Here is a 17,889-nt window from a genome sequence, read left to right on the forward strand (position 1 = left end):
CGGCTTCGATTTCCTTGGCATGGCGAGCCGGCAATGCGGGTGATGGGTCTTGCCGACCTGCAGTTCAAGCGTGGGGAGTCGCGCGGTCAGGCGGGCTTCGGCGGCTGCGCAGGAGGGCAAAGGTGCTCGCGGACCGCAGCGAGGAATCGCCCGCCCACCGCGCCATCGATGACCCGGTGGTCGTAGACAAGAGACAGCGGCAAGACGGTGCGGGATACGAACTTCCCGTCTTCCTCCACCACGCGCCGCGCCGCGCGGGCCACGCCCAGGATGCCGACCTCGGGCGCATTGATGATCGGAATGAACCCGGTACCCCCCAGCGCACCGAGATTGGAGACGGTGAAGCACGCGCCTTCCATGTCCGCCGGAGACAGCGTGCACGACCTCGCCCGCTTGGCCAGGCTGTCGATCTCGATGGCGATCTGCATCGGGCTCAGCGTATCGACGTTGCGGATCACTGGTGCGAGCAGGCCGATGGGCGTGTCGGCCGCGAAGGCGATATGGCAGTACTTCTTCCGGATCAGCGTGCTGCCCGAAGCATCGAGCGACGCGTTGAAATCGGGAAAGGCGTGCAGTGCGTGCGCACAGGCCTTCATGACGAAGGGCAGCACGCTCAGGGAGACGCCTGCCGCCGCCGCCTCGGGGCGCAGGCGCTCACGTTCGGCCTCGACCGCGCCGAGGTCCACCTCGTCGAACTGCGCAACGTGCGGTACCGTCATCCAGCTTGCCGTGACGCGTTCGCCGACCACCTGCCTGACACGGGTGAGCGGAACGTGCTCGACATCTCCGAACAACGCGTAGTCGTAGTCTCGGACCTTGGGGGGAGCGATGTGCATGGCGGATGCTCCTGTGTGTTACGCCCCGGAGGCGAAGACCTGGTCGCCGCTTCGGCCGTCAAGCCCGGGGTGGATGTCGAAACGCACCACGCCAACGGGCACGCGCCCCTCGACCGCGCGGCAGACGCGGGCCGTGCCGGCGTTGCCGAAGCCACCGCACAGCTCGATGGCGCCGATGCCTTCGTCCAGCAGCGACCGGGCAGCGGCCTCTGCCTGCGCATAGTCGGCAACGCCCACGACCACGAGGTCGACCTGCGGCGTGCGCACGACGCAGCGGTGCTCGTCCGGCTTCGCGCCGGCGGCGAGGAAGATGAATGCGGCTTTCAAGGACATGCGACGGCTCCGTGAACCTGCTCAAGCCTGTTTCTCGGGCGTGAACCTGGTGATGAACTCTTCGATGGCGGCATCGGAAACCTGCGATGGCGCGATGACCGCGACCAGGCTGCCCACGGGAAGCGTCGTGCCTGCGGCAGCAACCTGGCGCCGCAGGATCCCGGAGCCTTCCGCGGTGCATTCGTTCGTGACCTTCTCGGTCTCGATGTCGAACAGCGGCTGCCCGACGCTGACGGTCGATCCCGGCTCGACATGCCAGGCGGCGATGGTGCCTTCCTTCATGGTGAGTCCGAGCTTCGGCACGGTGACGGCGGTGATGTCCGCGCTCATTTGCGTGGCTCCAGAAGCGCGCGCACGGCGGCCTCGATCTGCGCCGGGCCCGGCACGTACGCGTCTTCGAGCACCGGAGCGAAAGGCACCGGCGTGTGGGGCGGCGTGACCATCCGGATCGGTGCCCTCAGCGATCCGAAGGCCTCCTGGGCCACCATGGCCGAGATGTCGGCGGCCAGGCCGCAGCGCGGGCTGGCCTCGTCGACAATGACCAGCCGGCCGGTCTTCGCAACGCTGGTCAGGATGGTGTTCGTGTCGAGTGGCGACGTGGTGCGAAGATCGATCACGTCGCAAGGCATGCCGGCCTGCTCGAGCGCGGCCGCCGCCTGCATCGCGTGCTTGACCATGCGTCCTGTGGCGACGATGCTTGCGCTCCCGCCGGCGCGAAGCAGGTTGGCCTGGCCGAACGGAATCGCGTACGGTTCGTCGGGAACCTCGCCCACATCGTCGTACATGGCCTTGTGTTCGAAGAAGATCACCGGGTCGTCGTCGCGGATCGCCTGGATCATCAGGCCCTTGGCTTCGTAGGGCGAGGAGGGAATGACCACCTTCAGGCCCGGAATGTGCGTGAAGATCGGGTACAGGCACTGGCTGTGCTGGCTGGCGGCGCGGGTGCCGGCGCCGAACAGTGTTCGCACCACGACCGGCGTCGTCGCCTTGCCGCCGAACATGTAGCGGAACTTGGCCATCTGGTTGACGATCTGGTCGCCGCACACGCCGAAGAAGTCGACGAACATCAACTGCGCAATGGGCCGCAATCCGGCCACGGCAGCGCCCGCCGCAGCGCCGATGAAGGCGCTCTCGCTGATCGGCGTGTCGAAGATCCGGTTGCGACCGAACTCCCCGAGCAGCCCCTTGCTGGCGCCGAGCACGTCGCCCCACGCGTCCTGCTGGCCCAGGGCGCCCATGCCGCCCGCGATGTCTTCGCCAAGTGCGATCACGGTGGGGTCGCGCTCCATTTCCTGGCGCATGGCTTCGTTGAGTGCCATGCGAAACGACTTGATGCTCATGCCAGTGCTCCCGGGTAGGTCTTGTACACATCGGTCAGGAGATCTGCCCGGTCGGGCGGCGGTGCGGCGCGCGCGCCGCCTACGGCGTCTTCGATGAGTGCAGCCGCTTCGGCCTCGATCCGGTCGAGCACCTGCGGCTGAACCAGCCCTGCGCTGACGAGCCTGGCGCGCATGAACTTCAGGCAGTCGAGGTAGTTGCGCTCTTCCTTGACTTCGCCCGGCGGCCTGTAGGTCATCTGGTCGCCTTCGAAGTGGCCGAAATAGCGCGTGAACTCGATATGCAGAAATTCGGGGCCGCCGCCGGCGCGCATGCGTGCCAGCGCCTCCTTGGCGGCCCGGTAGACGGCGAAGAAGTCGTGTCCGTCCACGCGGTTGCCGCGAAGACCGAACCCCTCCGCCCGTCGAACAGGATTGTGGCCACCGATCGACCACGAACTCGCAGTGCTCTCGGCATAGCCGTTGTCCTCGAGAACGAAGAGCACCGGCAGCGCATACACGGCGGCGAAGTTCATCGATTCGAGCGTTGTTCCCTGGTTGAAGGCACCGTCGCCGAAGAAGGCGACGGCCACGGCTTGCGTACCCTTCACCTTGGCAGCGAGTGCCGCGCCGCAGGCGAGCGGCGGGCCACCACCCACGATGCCGTTGGCGCCCAGCATGCCCTTGGCGATGTCGGCAATGTGCATGGAGCCGCCTTTGCCTTTGCACAAGCCCCCCTGGCGGCCAAAGATCTCCTTCATCATTGCACCCACGTCGCAGCCCTTGGCGATCGCGTGGCCGTGGCCGCGGTGCGTGCTGGCGATATGGTCCTCGGGACGGAGATCCATGCATACACCCACCGCGGAGGCTTCCTCGCCCGCGTAGAGATGCACGAACCCGGGTATCTGCCCGGTGGCGAATTCCTTGTGCACGCGTTCCTCGAATTCCCTGATGGTGCACATGCCCTGATAGGCGTCCATCAACTGTTGAGCATTCATCTGCATCTCAGTCTCCTTCTGCAGCGCATGGGCGGGAATCGCAGGAACCGTGGAATCAGCATAGGCCGCGCGCTGTGGTACGGCTTGATCTATCGCAAGGACGCTGCGAAGCGGCCATGCCTTGACCGGGCCGCGCTCAGCGCGATGGGGGAGTCTTCGGGGCCGATTCGTTCAGCAAGCTCATCGCCTGCTCATCTTCCACCTGTTCGAAAGTTCGATAGAACCGTCCCACCGAATCGAAATCCTCGGGTGCATGCAGGCACACGACTTCATCGGCGAACGGTCGCACGAGCGCAAGGCTCTCAGGGGACGCGACAGGCACGGCGCAGATCAGCGTGGCCGGCTGGCGCGCGCGGACCGAGTGCAATGCCGCCACCATGGTTGCGCCCGTTGCGAGGCCGTCGTCCACCACAATGACGATCCGCCCGGCCGCGTCTATCGGCGCCCGATCGGGCGTATACCGCTTGCGTCGATCCTCGAGCACCCCGAGCTGGTAGCGTTTCTCTTCCTCGATGTAGGCCTCGTTCGCCCCGGCCGCAGGGGCGTACGGGGCGACATACGCCCACCCGCTCTCGTCGATCGACCCAATGGCGAATTCTGGCGATGCGGGGGCCCGCAGCTTGCGCACCAGCACCACATCGAGTTCGCCGCCCAGGCGGTCCGCAATGATGCGGCCGATCTCCAGGGCGCCGCGGGGGATCGCGAGGACCAGAGGATGATGCCCCCTCCAGGTTCGCAAGGCTTGCGAGAGCCGCTCGGCGGCGTCGCGACGATCGGAAAAGAGCATTGCTCAATCTCCTGAGTTGGGGCGGAGGTGCTCCAGAAACCATGCGCCGGCCAGGCTGGCCACGACCTCCAGGGCGCCCGCCTCCTCGAAGAGGTGCGTGGCGCGCGGCACGATCTCCAGGCGCTTGTCGCAATGCAAGCGGTCGAGGGCTGCACGGTTCATCGCCAGGACCTCGGTGTCCGCCCCGCCCACGATGAGAAGGGTCGGCGCGACAACCTCGTTCAGTGCGTTGCCGGCGAGATCGGGGCGCCCGCCGCGCGAGACGACGGCTCGCACCGCCTGCGGACGCCGCGCCGCTGCGACCAGGGCGGCGGCCGCACCCGTGCTTGCGCCGAACAGGCCGATGCGCTGGTCGCTGCGGGAGGACAAGTCATCGATGGCGTCCATCACCCGCTGCGCAAGCAGGGGAATGTCGAACACATTGGCGCGGTTGTCGGCTTCGTCGTACGTGAGCAGGTCGAACAACAGCGTGCTCAGGCCTCGGCGTTGCAAAGCCTCGGCCACCTGGATGTTGCGGCTGCTGCGGCGACTGCTGCCGCTGCCGTGCGCGAAGACCACGATGCCGCACGGCGGATCCACCAGGCACAGCTCCCCTTCGAGCCTCTGCGGGCCGATGGACATGGACGACGGGTTCGGCATGAAGACTCCTCGATCACAACCCGAAGGGATAGGTGTCCGGCAGGCCCTCGATCGTTTCGGTTCCGAGGGGTGTGACGGCGCGTGTCTGGTCCAGCCAGATGTACTCGTCGAACTGCCGTGTGAGCACGGCCTGGAAGTAGTGGCTCTGCAACTCGGTTTCCGGCCGGTAGATCACGCCGACCGCGCGCTCCAGTCGCGGCTGCGACAGGCCCGCCATCAAGTGCCCGGAGGCCTGGTTTCGCAGCGGCAGGATGAAGTTCGCGACATTCGACTCGTGGCAAAGCCGCTCGTAGCTCCCGGCCATCGATGCGCGCAGCGGCTTGACCTCCATCGGTCCGTCCCAGTCCGATGCCGCCGCGACGCAGCCGGTGTGCGTGCCAAATCCGATCAGGTAGGCGCCGGGGCCGAACGCCACCCGGCACAACTGCCCGATGTTGTGTTCGCCGCGACGCGACATTTCGGTGGCCCTCGAATCGCCGACATGCGAGTTGTGCGCCCAGACGATGGCCTTGCTTTGCGGTCCGTGAAAGTCCAGCAGGTCCTGCAGAGTCTCGAACATGTGGCTGTCGCGCAAGTTCCAGGAGGCGCGCGAGCCGTAGTACATGGTTCGGTAATAGCGCTCCGCATTGGCAACGAGGCGGGCGTTCTGCACGGCGTCGAGAAAGCGTTCGCCGTCCTGTGCGGCGTAGCGCTGCTCGCTGAGCAACAGGTCGCCCAGCATCGAGACCACGTCCCGCTCGCAACTGCGATATCGGTCATTGAGCGCCGCGTAGCCGTAGCTGGAGGGGTCCGACTGCCAGGGCGTCAGGCATCCATAGCGTCGCCGGGCGATTCCCGCCGTGGGAGGATCGACATCCTCCAGATAGCCGACGACCGAATGGATCGAGTTGTAGAGGCTGTAGAGGTCGAGCCCATGGAACGCGACCCTGTCACGGTCGGCGATCCCGGCATTGTGAGCGCGAAGCCAGTCGACAAATTGGCGGACCTCCTGGTTGCGCCACATCCACACCGGGAAACGAGCGAAGGCGGACCATCGCGAAGGACGGTGGCCGGCGTGGCGCACATAGCGGTCGATGCGGGACGCGTCGGGCCAGTCGGCTTCGATGGCGATGAAGTCGAAGCCCTTGCGCTCGATGAGTTCGCGCGAAATGCGCTCGCGCATCCGATAGAACTCCGAGGTCCCGTGGGTTGCCTCGCCAAGCAACACGATGCGGGCGTCGCCGATGCGGTCGAGCAGGGGCGCCAGATCCGCGGAGTCGACGGATTCGAACCGCTCGCAAGCGCCGGCGATGGCCTGTGCCAGCAGCGCGTCCGCCGAGCCGGCCCGGGGTAGTCCTTCCTGGCGTGCGCGAAGCCGCTCGGCATCCACATCCAGGGGCGCGACCCGGACATCCGCCATGTCCTCGACCGTGTAGTCGTCGGGTCCCGTGCGCGTCACGCGAACCAGTTCCCGGACGGCCGGATCGGTGCCTGCCGATACCACCATGCGTCCACCTGTCGCGAGTTGGGGTTTCAGCGCTCCCATGAACTCCGCCCCGCCGGGGTTCACGAAGATCGCATCGAAAGGCCCATGCGCCGGCAGACCCTGATTGGCGTCGCCATGCACGATCTGCACATGGTGGCATCGCAGGCTGTGCAGGATGGCTGCCGCCTTCGTCGCCAAGGCGGCGTTCGATTCGACGCTGTAGACTTTTGCGGCGAGTCGGCAGAGCACGGCGGTCGCGTAACCCGAACCGGTGCCGACCTCGAGGACCCTCGCATGCGCCCCGATCGACAGCGCCTCGGCCATGAGGGCGACGAGATAGGGTTGAGGGAGGGTTCGCTCCTCGTCGATCTTCAGGGCCGTGTCCTCGTAGGCGAACTCCTGCAGCGACTCCGGCAGGAAAACCTCGCGAGGCACCGCACGCATGGCCTCGAGCACGTCGGGAGCGTGCACCCCCCGGCCTTCAATCTGGTCTTCCACCATGGCGGCACGAAGCCGTTCGAAATCGATGTGCAACAAGATGCTGCCTCCTGCTGTTTGGACGCCAGTTTGAACTCCGACTCCGAAAGCCGGGTTGCGCTGGCTCAAGTGCCCAGCATGGCGCCCGATGCGACGACACGCCGGACGGCCGGCACCGCTTCTCTTTGGAAACAGTCCGTCCCTTGCGGTGAGACGTATGGATGGACGACGTGTTCATGCACGCCGTGCGAACAAGCCTCTCGGTCGAATCGCAAGCATGGCCAGAAACACGAGATGGCCGCTCGGAACGCCCCAGCCGGCGTACAACGAAAAGCGGATCAAGATCTTCCTTGGCACTGCAAAACTGCCGCTGCGCCACCTGCGGCCGACATGGCTTGATTCGGTTGGGCGTGGCGCAGTGGCGCGCATCTTGCCCGCTACCAACATACCGGGCGTCGAAAGCGACGACCGCCGCCGTCAACAACCCTGTGGTGCTGAGGCCTCGAGGCTTGAGTCCGACCATTGATCGTCAATGAAGCCCGGGAGGCAAGGTCATCTTGCCAGCGCCCCTTTCCTGGTGACGCATATCACACGGTAGCCGTTCGCGATATTGATCCACATCAAGCGACTCCCATGGGACGACCGTTACAAGAACAGTTTCGCAAGGCGGTGGGTTCAGCGCAAAAGGCAGTCGGTGATTTGAAAGAAGCCGTGAAGAACGCGTCAAAGGCCGCCCACCAGAAGCCGTGACTTTAAGGATCGAAGGATTTGCGTTGCAAAATGGCGGATTGAGACGATGGCTCCCCAGCGACCGAGCAAGCCCGAGATCGGCAGTTTCGTCGAAAGCGATTTCTCCTGCCTCCGGGCGCACATGATCCAGTGCGCGGCAGCTCGGGGTCGGTTCCCTCGGATGCAAAGCCTGTTCGACAGCGCGAAATCACTCGTTAGCTCCCGGATCGTCTCTTGTGCGGTTGTCGCACTCGTCGTGATCGTCGCAGCAATGTGGTCTTTTTAAGCGTCTCGCCGAAGCAGAGTCTCGAGGATCGTCCGGCGAATCGCCCGTACGGGCTTGCAATCGGCGCGCGTCAAGGTAGTTGTCGCCTCTTTCATGCAGCCAGCGGCTGTATGTTGGGGTTCCTCGCATGTGCCTGAACGATGCAGTCACGTTCGGGGTTGAGAGTCACTGCGCCGATGGGCGACCAGTTGCGTGTAGGCCCTGACCATCGTGCTGGGTTGAGCGCGCGTGCACGGGTGTACAGCGCGTGGCGAGCAGCGAGGATGGCTTGATCGTCGCCGTTGTGGCGTTGCGCAGGGCTGACGTAGCGAATGCCGCTGTGTCGATGGTCATGGTTGTACCAACGCACGAAGCCGGCCGCCCAGGAGCGCGCGTGGTCCAGGTCGGCGAAGCCCCTGGCGGGGAACTCCGGGCGGTACTTGGCCGTTCTGAACAATGCTTCCGCATAGGCGTTGTCGTCGCTCACGCGAGGCCTGGAGTACGACGGCTTCACGCCCAGCCAGTTGAGCATCGCCAGCACTGTCGTGGCCTTCAATGTGGAGCCGTTGTCGCCATGCAGCACCGGCTTGGTGTCCAGGGTGGCGATGCCCTCGGCCAGCGCCGTGCGGCGCACCAGGTGCACGGCATGGTCGGAGTCGTCCGTGTCGTGAACCTCCCAGCCCACGATCTTGCGGCTGTACAGGTCCAGGATCAGGTAGAGATGGAACCAGCGCCCGAGCACCTGCGCGGGCAGGTACGTCATGTCCCAGCACCAGACTTGTCGCGGTGTCTCGGCGATGTGCGTCGTGGGAGGGCGCACGACCCTGGGCGCCTTGGCACGACCGCGATGGGCGCTCTGCCCGTGCGCGCGCAGGACGCGACTGAAGCTGGACTCGCTGGCCAAGTACACACCCTCATCGGCCAGCATGGGCACGATGCGCGCCGGCGGCACGGCAGCGAACCGCGGCTCATTGGCCACCGCCAGCAGCTGTGCGCGCTCTTCCTGGCTCAGGGCATGGCCGGGTATGGGGCGCACGGCCTGCGGCCTGCCATCGCCCGCGGTGAGGCCTTCATGAGCCTGCCAACGCTGCAGGGTGCGCACGTCGATGCCGGCGCTCTCGCAGGCCAGGCGCAGCCGCGCGCCGGCGGTGTGAGCCTTGGAGATGTTCTGGGCCACGATCCGGCGATCTTCGAGGCCGATCATTCGTCCCCTCCCTTGTGGAAGATCGCCTCGAGATTTTTTGAGAGTACCAACAGGGCTGCGGTCTCGGCCAGCGCCCGGTCCTTGCGCAGCAGGTCGCGCTCGAGCTCCTTGATGCGTTTGCGGTCGGCCCGCGTGGCCTGCGGGCTGGCACGGGCCTCTTCAGGCTGTGCCAGCGCGGCAGTGGCGCTCGATCGCCACTTGTCCAGATCGGCTGGGTATACCCCGTGCTCGCGGCACCAGGCGCTCTTGGCCGCCTCGGGCATCGCCGCCGTCGTGATCACCGCCTCAAGCCGCGCGCGCGCAGTCCATGCCCGCCCTCGGGCGGGCATGGACTGCGCATCCTCGCGCCAACGCTCCAGTGTCTGCACTCCAATGCCAACCTCGCGCGCCACTACCTCCAGCGCCGAACTCTCCGGCGGCAGCAACCTTGCTACCGCCCGGTCCTTGAATGCTTGTCCGTATCGAGCCACTCTCATCCTTCATCGCCGCCCCCGGGTTCTTGGGTCTAAGGAGGCGACAACTATTGTGACGCGGGGGGCACTCAAGGTGCCTGGCACTTCTCGGGGTCGACCCACCACGGTTTGCGCAATTCCAAAGATCCGCGAGGGCGGGGTGTTGTCTGCGAAGTCGCGGGCCCGGGGAGGAGCGGGATTGAAGCGAGGTCTGGCTGTGGGCCTTTGACGAACATCAAAGCCATGTTTTTGGTAACTTTTCTTTCAATCTGGCGCCACTGAAAAGAGTCCTCGCCTACATCACGATTCGGCCATCGCGAATAGCATTTGCGAACCGATTTCGGAAAGAGGACAACTGATGGCAACGCAGCCTGTGGATCCCGCATTTGCCGTCGCAGTTGGCACCTCGGCAGCCCTGAAGAAGTTGCTCGAGCCCATGCAAACACTCTTTGCTGGCTGCGGCGATCCGGGATCGGAGACATTCAGATTGCAAGCGCAAGTCATGCGCAGGGGCGATGCATTGGCTGCGGCCCTGGTTGCCTATGCACAGTGTCAGAAGCTCTCCCCTCGCTCGCTCGAGATTCTGCCGTTCCTCCGCTCTTTCGCCAATGTCCTGTGGCATACCCTCGATCGTCGCATCACGGTCACGGTGGATGTTGAAAGAGACGGCCCGGCACTTTTCGTTGATGCTGCTGCACTCGAGGAAGCCCTTGTGCAGATCGTAGGGAACGCGCAATCAGCCATGCCTCATGGCGGCCGACTGATGCTGCGGGGCGCCCTCGATCGGCACGACAACCGGTTTCTGAATCTTGATGTCATTGACAGCGGCATCGGCATGAGCCCTGACGTTGCCAAACAAGCCGCAAGCCCATTCTTCACGACCAAGGAGTGCTCCCCCTTTTCTGGGATGGGCCTTTCGGCGGTCGCGGGCTTTGCGGCCCAGTCGGGCGGCCAGATGAGCATTTCCAGCGCCGTGGGACTGGGGACAACGATTCGCATGTTCTTGCCCACAGTTGCCGCGCTCGCCACTGATCGCGAGGGCAGACGCCACGGCGAATCCGTTGCGCCGCGCGATCGGAAGATCACATGCAATGCTCAAGCGAGTTGATATTCATCGCCATGCCTTCGTGCGGGTTGGTGTGAGAGGCTGAGTTCGGCTTGATGCAAGTCAAGAGAGGGCCTGCATTCGTGCGCCAGACTTTCTACAGGCCACGCTGTTCTGGCGTGGCTATTCTGGAGAGCAACCATGAACATCAAGTCACTCTGCCGACGCGAGGTCGTCGGCATTTCCGCGAACGCCGGCTTGCGCGAGGCGGCCGCCCTGATGTGCGAGCAGCATGTGGGTTCGCTGGTCGTCGTGACGAACGACACCCCGTCGAAGGTGGTCGGAATCGTGACGGACCGTGACCTTGCACTCGACGGCCTGGGCCACGACCAGCCTCAACCTGACCAGCCGGTGGGCGAACTCGTGCGTGGCCGCCCGTTGGCAGTGCCGTCCAGCGCCGGCTTGCGGGAAGCCGCCGAAGCAATGGAGAGCGCAGGCGTGCGGCGACTGCTCGTCGTCGACGATGACGGCGGCGTGGTGGGCATCGTGTCCGCCGATGACCTGCTCGTAGCGATGGCGGAAGACTTGGCGAAGCTCGCGCAGGCATTGCGCCGCAACATCTCGCGCGAGACGTCCGAGCGTGGCGTGTTTACCGGAGCGTCGCGGCCGCGCGTGACGTACCCTTTCTTTGGCACCGTGGCATCGCAATGACGGCACCTGTGCCGATGTGCTGAGTTCGCCAGAATCCGAGACGTGCGCGGATGCGATCCGCGCAGTGCCTGCGGCGACGACGTGCTGAACCGCGTGGTCGGCGCGTACTGCGTCAGGGGAAAAGTGGAATTGCGCCGCAGCTTCGGACCGCGATGCACGCGCAAATGCTACCGGGACTGAATACCTGCAATGGCCACTTTGCGGGACTCTCCTGGGCACTTGCCCACGCATCCCCGCAGACCAACGGGGCCGAACGAGTCGCTTGCGGCCAAAGGCTCATTGGATGAGCCCCGTCCGGCCAATGCTCTGTGCCAGGGCAATGCGCTGCATCGGCTTCAGATTGAGCGCCTGCGCAAGGCTTCGACGGTCGATCAGGGCGCGCACGACCGTCGCCAGGCCGGCGCCTGCGCAGTAGAGATAGACGTTCTCGACAATGCAGCCCGAATCAACGCCCGCGAGGAAGACGCGGTCCTCCTCGCGCACATCGTGCATGCGTTCGAAGTCGGCCACGTACACCAGGTTCAGGGGGGCCGAGCCCGCAAACTCCTGCAATCCGGTGGCTGCCCGCAAGTCGCCGACTTTCACGAGTTCCAACCGATGAGCTTGCGCGTCGTAGCGCCAGGTGCCTTCGGCCATCACTGCATACACCAGTATTTCCTGCCATCCGTGTGCCGATGGGGCGGTTCGACCGCCGGTTTCCGTCCGGTTCACGCCGAATGCCGCCCACAGCACTGCAGACACTTCATCCAGCGACAAAGGATCCGGCAGAAAAGTGCGCGTGCTGCGGCGTCGCTGTAAAGCCACTTCCACAGTCGCAGGTTGAAGCCGGGGCGTCGGCAGCGTGAGCAGGTCGGAATCGAGATTGAGGGGCAGGGGCGACATCGGAATCTCCCGGTGGGCAGATACCTGAACGATGCGGCATCCCATCGGCAGCCGGCTTGAGCTAGCGCAACTGCGGGCGCCGCATCCAATCGCACAGTGGCTCCATTGCAGGAGGCACATCGTGCATCTCATCGACCGACACGGCGACACTGGCCGAGCATCCAACAGCGCGGATGGCAACCCGTTGTTGGCTGATCTGTACCCGTTGACCCTGTTGCCGGCCTACTGGCAGGTTCAAATGCGTTTCGAGGATTCGCGGCTGCAATCGCGCGCGACGCAAATCGTGAGACATGCGGCCGCGAGGCGCAAGGAGAAAGAACAGTCATGAAACAGCCACTTGAGATCCGCTTCATCGGGATGGAATCTTCGGACGCCGTCGAATCCGCCGCCCGCGAGAAGGCCGGCAAGCTCGACCGGTTCCGTCCCGACATCATGGCGTGCCGGGTCACCATCGAGTTGGCGGAGAAGCACCGGCATCAGGGGCGGCCTTTCGCCGTGCGTGTGGACGTGACGGTGCCGGACCACGAACTAAGGGTGGATCGCGTGCATGACGAAGACGTCTACGTCGCTTTGCGCGAGGCCTTCGACGACATGACGCGCCAGCTCCAGGACTCTGTGCGGCGCGTGCGAGGGGAGGAAAAGCTGCACGCGTCCACCCTGCATGGGGAGGTCGTGCGTTTCGCGGACGACGGCCACTGCGGCTTCATTCGCACCGCCGAAGGGGACGAGTACTGGTTCGGTCCCGAAAACATGGCAGGCGCACCGTTCGAGCACCTGGCGCCGGGCGACCATGTGCAGTTCGTTCCCGAGGTGGCCGCCGAGGGTCGGCAGGCAAAGCGCGTCAGCGTCGGCAAGCGCCACGCCGCCTGACGACGGCCCTTGACAAGCGATGCGGCGCAGGCGCGCTCGTCGTGACGGACCCGGAAGTACCCGGCCGCGCCATCGGCGTCGTGACCGACCGCAATCTGGTGGTCGACCTGCTGGCGCAGGGCCTGCCGGCCGAAGGACGGGCGATCGGCAGGCTTGCAGCATGAACCTCATCGGCGTGCCTTCCACCAGCGATCGCAGGGCGAGGGGCTGCTCGGCGCCTCTTACGGCCGCGCCGTTTGCTCGTGGCGTCCGGCCGCGGCCACTGCCTCGGCGACGGCCTTCATCTCTTGCGCCAGCACGTCCAGCACGTCGTCGAGCGCCACCAGGCCGATCAGCGAGCCCTGCGGCGAAACGACCGGCAGGCGGCGAACACCCTTGCGGCGCATCGCCAGGAGCAGGTCGGCGAGCGAGTCTTCCTCGCGCGCGTTGACCACACCCTTGCTCATCACGTCGCCCACTTGCATGCCGTGCGGGTCGCGGTCGGCGGCCACGACGCGCATGGCGATGTCGCGGTCCGTCAGCATGCCGACGACCACGCGATCCTCCGGCGTGCGTTCCTCCACGACGACGAGGCAGCCGACGTGGCGCTCACGCATGAGGCGGGCCGCCTCGTTCAGGCCCATGTCGGGAAAGGCGATGGTGACGATGCGGGTGCAGATGTCGCCGGCGTTCAGCGGCGTCCTGAAATTTGCGTTTGGTTTCATGTCGACCCCTTCGAGGCAGATTCGAGGCGCGCACGAGGCGAGCATGGTCAACAATGGCACGGACCATCTGGGCATGGGTTGAGCCAACGCAACTTGGCCTCGCGCAATCGGCGAAGAATGAGGCTGCGCCCCACTCGCAAGGACGCTGCCATGATGTTTGCCGACCGCCTCGACGCCGCCACACGCCTGTCCAAGGCCCTGCAGGGCTGGCGCGGCTGCAACCCGCAGGTGCTCGCCATCCCGCACGAGGAAGAGAAGCGTTTGCAGCTCGACGCGCGCAGGGACCGGCGGGCGAGATACAGGCCCGGGCGCGGCGCCGCGCGCCCGCCGCCGCCATGAGCGTTCGCCTGTTCCTCTGCGGCGACGTGATGACGGGCCGCGGAATCGACCAGGTGCTGCCGACGCCGTGCGAGCCGCACCTCTTCGAGCACTGGATGCGCTCGGCCGTCGGGTACGTCGAGCTGGCGGAGCGGGAGTCGGGCCCGATCGGGCGGCGGCGGGACGCCGCCTACCCCTGGGGCGACGGCCTGGACGTGCTGCGCGATCAGCGCCCCGAGGTGCGAATGGTGAACCTCGAGACAGCGGTGACCACGAGCGAGGATGCACAGCTCGGCAAGGGCATCCATTACCGGATGAACCCAGCCCATGTGGCTTGCCTCACCGCTGCGGGCATCGATTGCTGCGTGCTGGCCAACAACCATGTGCTCGATTGGGGGCAGGCCGGCCTCGGCGAGACGCTGGCGACGCTGCACGCGGCGCAGCTTCGCACGGCCGGCGCCGGCCGCGACCTGACGGAAGCGGCGCAGCCGGCCGTGATGGAGATCGGCGCCGGGCGGCGGGTGCTGGTGTTCGCCTTTGCCACGCCGGACAGCGGCACGCCCGAGGGCTGGGCCGCGGGCGCGAGCCGCGGCGGCGTGAACTTCATCGACCGGCTCGGCCTTCGCACGGCGGATGCAGTGGCTGCGCAGACGGCGCTGCATCGGCGGGCAGGTGACGCGGTGGTGGTGTCGCTGCACTGGGGCGGCAACTGGGGCTTCGGCATCCCGGGCGAGGAACGCACGTTCGCGCACCGGCTGATCGATGCGGGCGGCGCGGACGTCGTCTGGGGACACTCCTCGCACCACGTCAAGGGCATCGAAGTGCGGGGCGGCAAGCTCATCCTCTACGGCTGCGGCGACCTCATCAACGACTACGAGGGCATCTCGGGCCACGGCGAGTACCGCGGCGACCTGTCGCTGATGTACTTCCCGGAAGTGGACACGGCGAGCGGCGCCTTGCGCGCGCTGCGCATGGCGCCGATGCGGATGCGGCGCTTCCGGCTCGAGCGTGCGCCCGCGGAAGGCACGCAGTGGCTGCGCACCGTGCTCAACCGCGAGGGCCGCGGGTTGCGAACGAGCGTGGCGCCAGACGGCCAGGGGCTGCTCGCCCTGGCTTGGTAGCGCCGGCAGCGCCGCCCGGTTGACGCATGTCAAGAAGGGGCCGGCTGGCCGGCCTAGAGTGGCAACATGCGCGGCGCGTTGCTCACGGATCTGTATCAGCTGACCATGCTGCAGGCCTATCACGACGGCGGCATGAACGCGCCCGCGAGCTTCGAGTTCTTCGTGCGCAAGCTGCCGGCGCAGCGCAACTTCCTGATGGCGGCCGGGCTGGAAGAGGTGCTCGCCTACCTGCAGGGCCTGCGTTTCGAGGAGAGGGAGATCCGCTGGCTGGCGGCGACCGGCCGGTTCGGCACCGCGTTTCTGCGTTCGCTCGAGGACCTGCGCTTCACCGGCGACGTGTGGGCGATGCCCGAGGGCACGGTGTTCTTCGCCGACGAGCCCATCCTGCGCGTCACGGCGCCGATACGCGAAGCGCAGCTGGTGGAGAGCCGGATCATCAACCTGCTGCATTACGAAACCCTGGTGGCCAGCAAGGCAGCGCGCTGCGTGCTCGCCGCGCCCGGCAAGGTGCTGGTGGATTTCGGGTTGCGCCGCGCCCACGCCAGCGAAGCCGCGCTGCTGTCGGCGCGCGCCAGCTACCTGGCGGGGTTCTCGGGCACTGCCACCGTGCAGGCGGGCATGGAGCACGGCATTCCCGTGTACGGCACCATGGCGCATTCATACGTGCAGGCCCACGACGACGAAGCGCAGGCGTTCGAGCATTTCGCGCGGTCCCAGCCGGGCGGCACCACGTTGCTGATCGACACATATGACACCGAGGCGGCCGCCCGCAAGGTGGTCGCGCTGGCCGCCCGGCTTGCCGCGGACGGCATCCGGATCAAGGCCGTTCGCATCGACAGCGGTGACCTGGGCGAACATGCGCGGCGGGTGCGGGGCATCCTCGACGCGGGCGGTCTGGAGGACGTCGGGATCTTCGCGAGCGGCGGCCTGGACGAGCACCAGGTGCGCGACCTGCTGCGGTCGGGCGCGCCGATCGAGGGTTTCGGCATCGGCACGCGCATGAACACATCCGCTGACGCCCCGTACCTCGATTGCGCGTACAAGCTGGTGGAGTATGCGGGCCTGCCCCGGCGCAAGCGCTCCGAGGGCAAGGCCACCTGGCCGGGCTGCAAGCAGGTGTTCAGGCACTTCGGCGCGGACGGTGCCATGGCCGGCGACACCCTGGGCCTGCATGACGAGCGCGGCGCCGGCAAGCCGTTGCTCGAATTCGTCGTGGCGGGCGGCCGGCGCGGGATCGCCTCGCCGGGGCTGGATGGCAGCCGGGAGCATGCCCGCTGGCAGCTGGCGGCCCTGCCGGCGCGGCTGCGCGAGCTGGAAGCGGCCGAGCCTTTCGCCGTCGCCGTGTCGCCGGCACTGGCGACGCTGGCCCGCCAGGTCGATGCACGCACGGGTGCCGCCGTGCGGACCGGGCATGCCTGAGCGCGTGCCCGTCGAGGCCAAAGTGGCTGCCCTGCGCGAGCCGGGCGCCTATCCGGGCCCCGCGCAGCCGGTCGATGTGATCGAAACCCACATGTCGTGGGTTTTTCTCACCGGCCAGTTCGTCTACAAGCTGAAGAAGCCCGCGCGCTACGACGGGCTGGATTGCCGCCGGGTCGAAATGCGGCGCTTCTTCTGCTTCGAGGAGCTGCGGCTCAACCGAAGGCTCGCGCCATCGGTCTACCTCGACGTCGTGGCCTTGCGCCAGGATGGGCAGGGCCGGCTGCGGATCGGGCGCGATGGTGAAGTGGTGGACTGGCTGGTCTGGATGCGCCGGCTGCCCGCGCAGCTGACGCTCGACCGGCTGATCGAGGCGGGGAGCGCGACGCCGGCCCACATGCGCCGGGTTGCCGCACACCTGGCCGCGTTCTACCGCGGCCTGTCGCCCGCCATGGGCGATCACCATCGGCTGATGGCCCGGCTGCGCCGCGACATCGACACGTTCGAGGGGGCGCTGTGCAAGCCGGCCTGGGCCTTGCCCGCCGACGACGTGACAGCGGTCTGCAGCCGGCTGCGGGCGGCGCTGACCGATTGCCGGGAGGTCCTGGAAGCGCGCGTGCGGGCCGGCCGGGTCGTGGAAGGGCATGGGGACCTGCGACCCGAGCACGTATGGCTCGGCGAGCCCCTTGCGATCATCGACTGCCTGGAATTCTCGGCGGAACTGCGCACCCTCGATGTCGCGGACGAACTGGGCTTCCTCGCGCTCGAGTGCGAGCGGCTCGGCGCGCCGCAGCTCGGCCGCGCCCTGTTCGACGCGTTCGCGGAGTCCACGGGCGATGTGCCGGACCCGGCGCTCGTGGATTTCTACCAGGCGTTCCGTGCCTGCGTTCGGGCGAACATTGCCATCCGGCACCTCCGGGAGGCGTGTTACCGCGACGACCCGAAATGGCCGCGGCGCGCGCGCGAGTACCTGGCGCTCGCTGCGCAGCGCATGGCCCCGGCATAGGCCCGCGCCAACTCGTCGATCACATGCACGAGGCACAGGCGTCCGTGGGCCAGCCTTGCAATGCCGATCGCCTCCTGCAGGCTGCGCCGCGAGGTCGGGCCGCCATCGCAAGGCACGAGGATCCGCTGGTCCACGCCATGCTCCTTCGGCATTGTTTGAGCACTTGAGGTACTGGAAGGCGCGGCCGTGCGGCACGGTGCTCGTTGATCTGGCCCAATGGCGGAGAGGTCGCCGTGCAGATCCGACCGCCCGGTGCGCCGGACTGGCATTCCTTGCGCTATCTCAAGAAGGCATGCAGCGAAGGCGCATACCGTG

21 protein-coding genes are annotated in these 17,889 nt (G+C 66.6%); 9 read left to right on the top strand and 12 right to left on the bottom strand.

Going from position 1 to position 17,889, the window contains the following annotated elements:
• Window positions 1-86: 86 nt before the first annotated feature.
• From VAPA_RS29115 to VAPA_RS29160, 9 genes are all read right to left on the bottom strand, one after another.
• A complete protein-coding gene (locus VAPA_RS29115) occupies window positions 87-836 on the bottom strand; it encodes a 2-oxo acid dehydrogenase subunit E2 (protein ID WP_021003801.1) in 750 nt (249 codons plus the stop codon).
• Between the two features lie 18 nt (window positions 837-854).
• Window positions 855-1,169, bottom strand: a complete 315-nt coding sequence (locus tag VAPA_RS29120; protein ID WP_021003802.1) for a DUF6506 family protein — start codon at window positions 1,167-1,169, stop codon at window positions 855-857.
• Between the two features lie 21 nt (window positions 1,170-1,190).
• Window positions 1,191-1,499 carry a biotin/lipoyl-containing protein gene (locus VAPA_RS29125; protein WP_021003803.1) on the bottom strand — a complete coding sequence of 103 codons (309 nt, stop codon included), beginning with the start codon at window positions 1,497-1,499 and terminating at the stop codon, window positions 1,191-1,193.
• Window positions 1,496-2,509 (bottom strand): alpha-ketoacid dehydrogenase subunit beta, encoded by a 1,014-nt coding sequence (locus VAPA_RS29130; RefSeq protein ID WP_021003804.1) that lies wholly within the window; start codon window positions 2,507-2,509, stop codon window positions 1,496-1,498. Before VAPA_RS29130 ends, VAPA_RS29125 begins: the two co-directional genes overlap by 4 nt.
• The gene (locus tag VAPA_RS29135) at window positions 2,506-3,489 is read right to left on the bottom strand and encodes a thiamine pyrophosphate-dependent dehydrogenase E1 component subunit alpha (protein ID WP_021003805.1); all 984 of its coding nucleotides are present in this window, start codon (window positions 3,487-3,489) and stop codon (window positions 2,506-2,508) included. Before VAPA_RS29135 ends, VAPA_RS29130 begins: the two co-directional genes overlap by 4 nt.
• 130 nt (window positions 3,490-3,619) lie before the next feature.
• Window positions 3,620-4,270 (bottom strand): phosphoribosyltransferase, encoded by a 651-nt coding sequence (locus VAPA_RS29140; protein WP_021003806.1) that lies wholly within the window; start codon window positions 4,268-4,270, stop codon window positions 3,620-3,622.
• Between the two features lie 3 nt (window positions 4,271-4,273).
• A complete protein-coding gene (locus VAPA_RS29145; RefSeq protein ID WP_021003807.1) occupies window positions 4,274-4,909 on the bottom strand; it encodes a dienelactone hydrolase family protein in 636 nt (211 codons plus the stop codon).
• Window positions 4,910-4,922: 13 nt separating this feature from the next.
• A complete protein-coding gene (locus VAPA_RS29150) occupies window positions 4,923-6,911 on the bottom strand; it encodes an erythromycin esterase family protein (protein ID WP_021003808.1) in 1,989 nt (662 codons plus the stop codon).
• Between the two features lie 1,046 nt (window positions 6,912-7,957).
• A protein-coding gene (locus VAPA_RS29160; protein WP_155248073.1) for an IS3 family transposase occupies window positions 7,958-9,519 on the bottom strand; the annotation gives its coding sequence in 2 pieces (ribosomal slippage) (window positions 7,958-9,090 and window positions 9,090-9,519; 1,563 coding nt in all).
• 340 nt (window positions 9,520-9,859) lie between these two features.
• On the opposite strand from VAPA_RS29160, the gene VAPA_RS29170 reads away from it, so the two are divergent.
• Window positions 9,860-10,609: an ATP-binding protein gene (locus VAPA_RS29170; RefSeq protein WP_021003811.1), complete on the top strand. Its 750-nt coding sequence runs from the start codon at window positions 9,860-9,862 to the stop codon at window positions 10,607-10,609.
• A gap of 138 nt (window positions 10,610-10,747) precedes the next feature.
• Window positions 10,748-11,257 (top strand): CBS domain-containing protein, encoded by a 510-nt coding sequence (locus VAPA_RS29175; protein WP_021003812.1) that lies wholly within the window; start codon window positions 10,748-10,750, stop codon window positions 11,255-11,257.
• Between the two features lie 276 nt (window positions 11,258-11,533).
• Here VAPA_RS29175 and VAPA_RS29180 read toward each other — a convergent pair whose 3' ends face one another.
• Window positions 11,534-12,139 carry a nitroreductase family protein gene (locus VAPA_RS29180; protein WP_041946673.1) on the bottom strand — a complete coding sequence of 202 codons (606 nt, stop codon included), beginning with the start codon at window positions 12,137-12,139 and terminating at the stop codon, window positions 11,534-11,536.
• A gap of 121 nt (window positions 12,140-12,260) precedes the next feature.
• Here VAPA_RS29180 and VAPA_RS29185 point away from each other — a divergent pair, with 121 nt between their 5' ends.
• The 3 genes from VAPA_RS29185 to VAPA_RS35465 are packed head-to-tail and all read left to right on the top strand — an operon-like array spanning window position 12,261 to window position 13,173.
• A complete protein-coding gene (locus VAPA_RS29185) occupies window positions 12,261-12,467 on the top strand; it encodes a hypothetical protein (protein ID WP_051255420.1) in 207 nt (68 codons plus the stop codon).
• Window positions 12,464-13,009, top strand: a complete 546-nt coding sequence (locus tag VAPA_RS29190) for an HPF/RaiA family ribosome-associated protein (RefSeq protein WP_021003815.1) — start codon at window positions 12,464-12,466, stop codon at window positions 13,007-13,009. Before VAPA_RS29185 ends, VAPA_RS29190 begins: the two co-directional genes overlap by 4 nt.
• Window positions 13,010-13,050: 41 nt before the next feature.
• Window positions 13,051-13,173, top strand: a complete 123-nt coding sequence (locus tag VAPA_RS35465) for a hypothetical protein (protein WP_268977829.1) — start codon at window positions 13,051-13,053, stop codon at window positions 13,171-13,173.
• A gap of 57 nt (window positions 13,174-13,230) precedes the next feature.
• On the opposite strand, the gene VAPA_RS29195 is transcribed toward VAPA_RS35465, so the two are convergent.
• Entirely contained in the window at window positions 13,231-13,713 is a 483-nt protein-coding gene (locus tag VAPA_RS29195) for a CBS domain-containing protein (protein WP_021003816.1), read from the bottom strand.
• Window positions 13,714-13,863: 150 nt separating this feature from the next.
• Here VAPA_RS29195 and VAPA_RS29200 point away from each other — a divergent pair, with 150 nt between their 5' ends.
• From VAPA_RS29200 to VAPA_RS29215, 4 genes are all read left to right on the top strand, one after another.
• On the top strand, window positions 13,864-14,052 hold the full coding sequence (locus tag VAPA_RS29200; protein ID WP_041946674.1) for a hypothetical protein: 189 nt from the start codon (window positions 13,864-13,866) through the stop codon (window positions 14,050-14,052).
• Complete coding sequence (locus VAPA_RS29205) at window positions 14,049-15,152, top strand: CapA family protein (protein ID WP_041946675.1); 1,104 nt, start codon at window positions 14,049-14,051, stop codon at window positions 15,150-15,152. The genes VAPA_RS29200 and VAPA_RS29205 overlap by 4 nt, the downstream gene beginning before the upstream one ends.
• 66 nt (window positions 15,153-15,218) lie before the next feature.
• On the top strand, window positions 15,219-16,571 hold the full coding sequence (locus tag VAPA_RS29210; protein WP_021003819.1) for a nicotinate phosphoribosyltransferase: 1,353 nt from the start codon (window positions 15,219-15,221) through the stop codon (window positions 16,569-16,571).
• Entirely contained in the window at window positions 16,564-17,574 is a 1,011-nt protein-coding gene (locus tag VAPA_RS29215) for a hypothetical protein (protein ID WP_021003820.1), read from the top strand. Before VAPA_RS29210 ends, VAPA_RS29215 begins: the two co-directional genes overlap by 8 nt.
• Here VAPA_RS29215 and VAPA_RS34635 read toward each other — a convergent pair.
• Window positions 17,496-17,843, bottom strand: a complete 348-nt coding sequence (locus VAPA_RS34635; RefSeq protein WP_329604105.1) for a universal stress protein — start codon at window positions 17,841-17,843, stop codon at window positions 17,496-17,498. The genes VAPA_RS29215 and VAPA_RS34635 overlap by 79 nt on opposite strands.
• Between the last annotated feature and the right edge of the window lie 46 nt (window positions 17,844-17,889).

It is taken from the genome of Variovorax paradoxus B4, assembly GCF_000463015.1.
GTDB classification, from domain to species: Bacteria; Pseudomonadota; Gammaproteobacteria; order Burkholderiales; family Burkholderiaceae_C; genus Variovorax; species Variovorax paradoxus_E.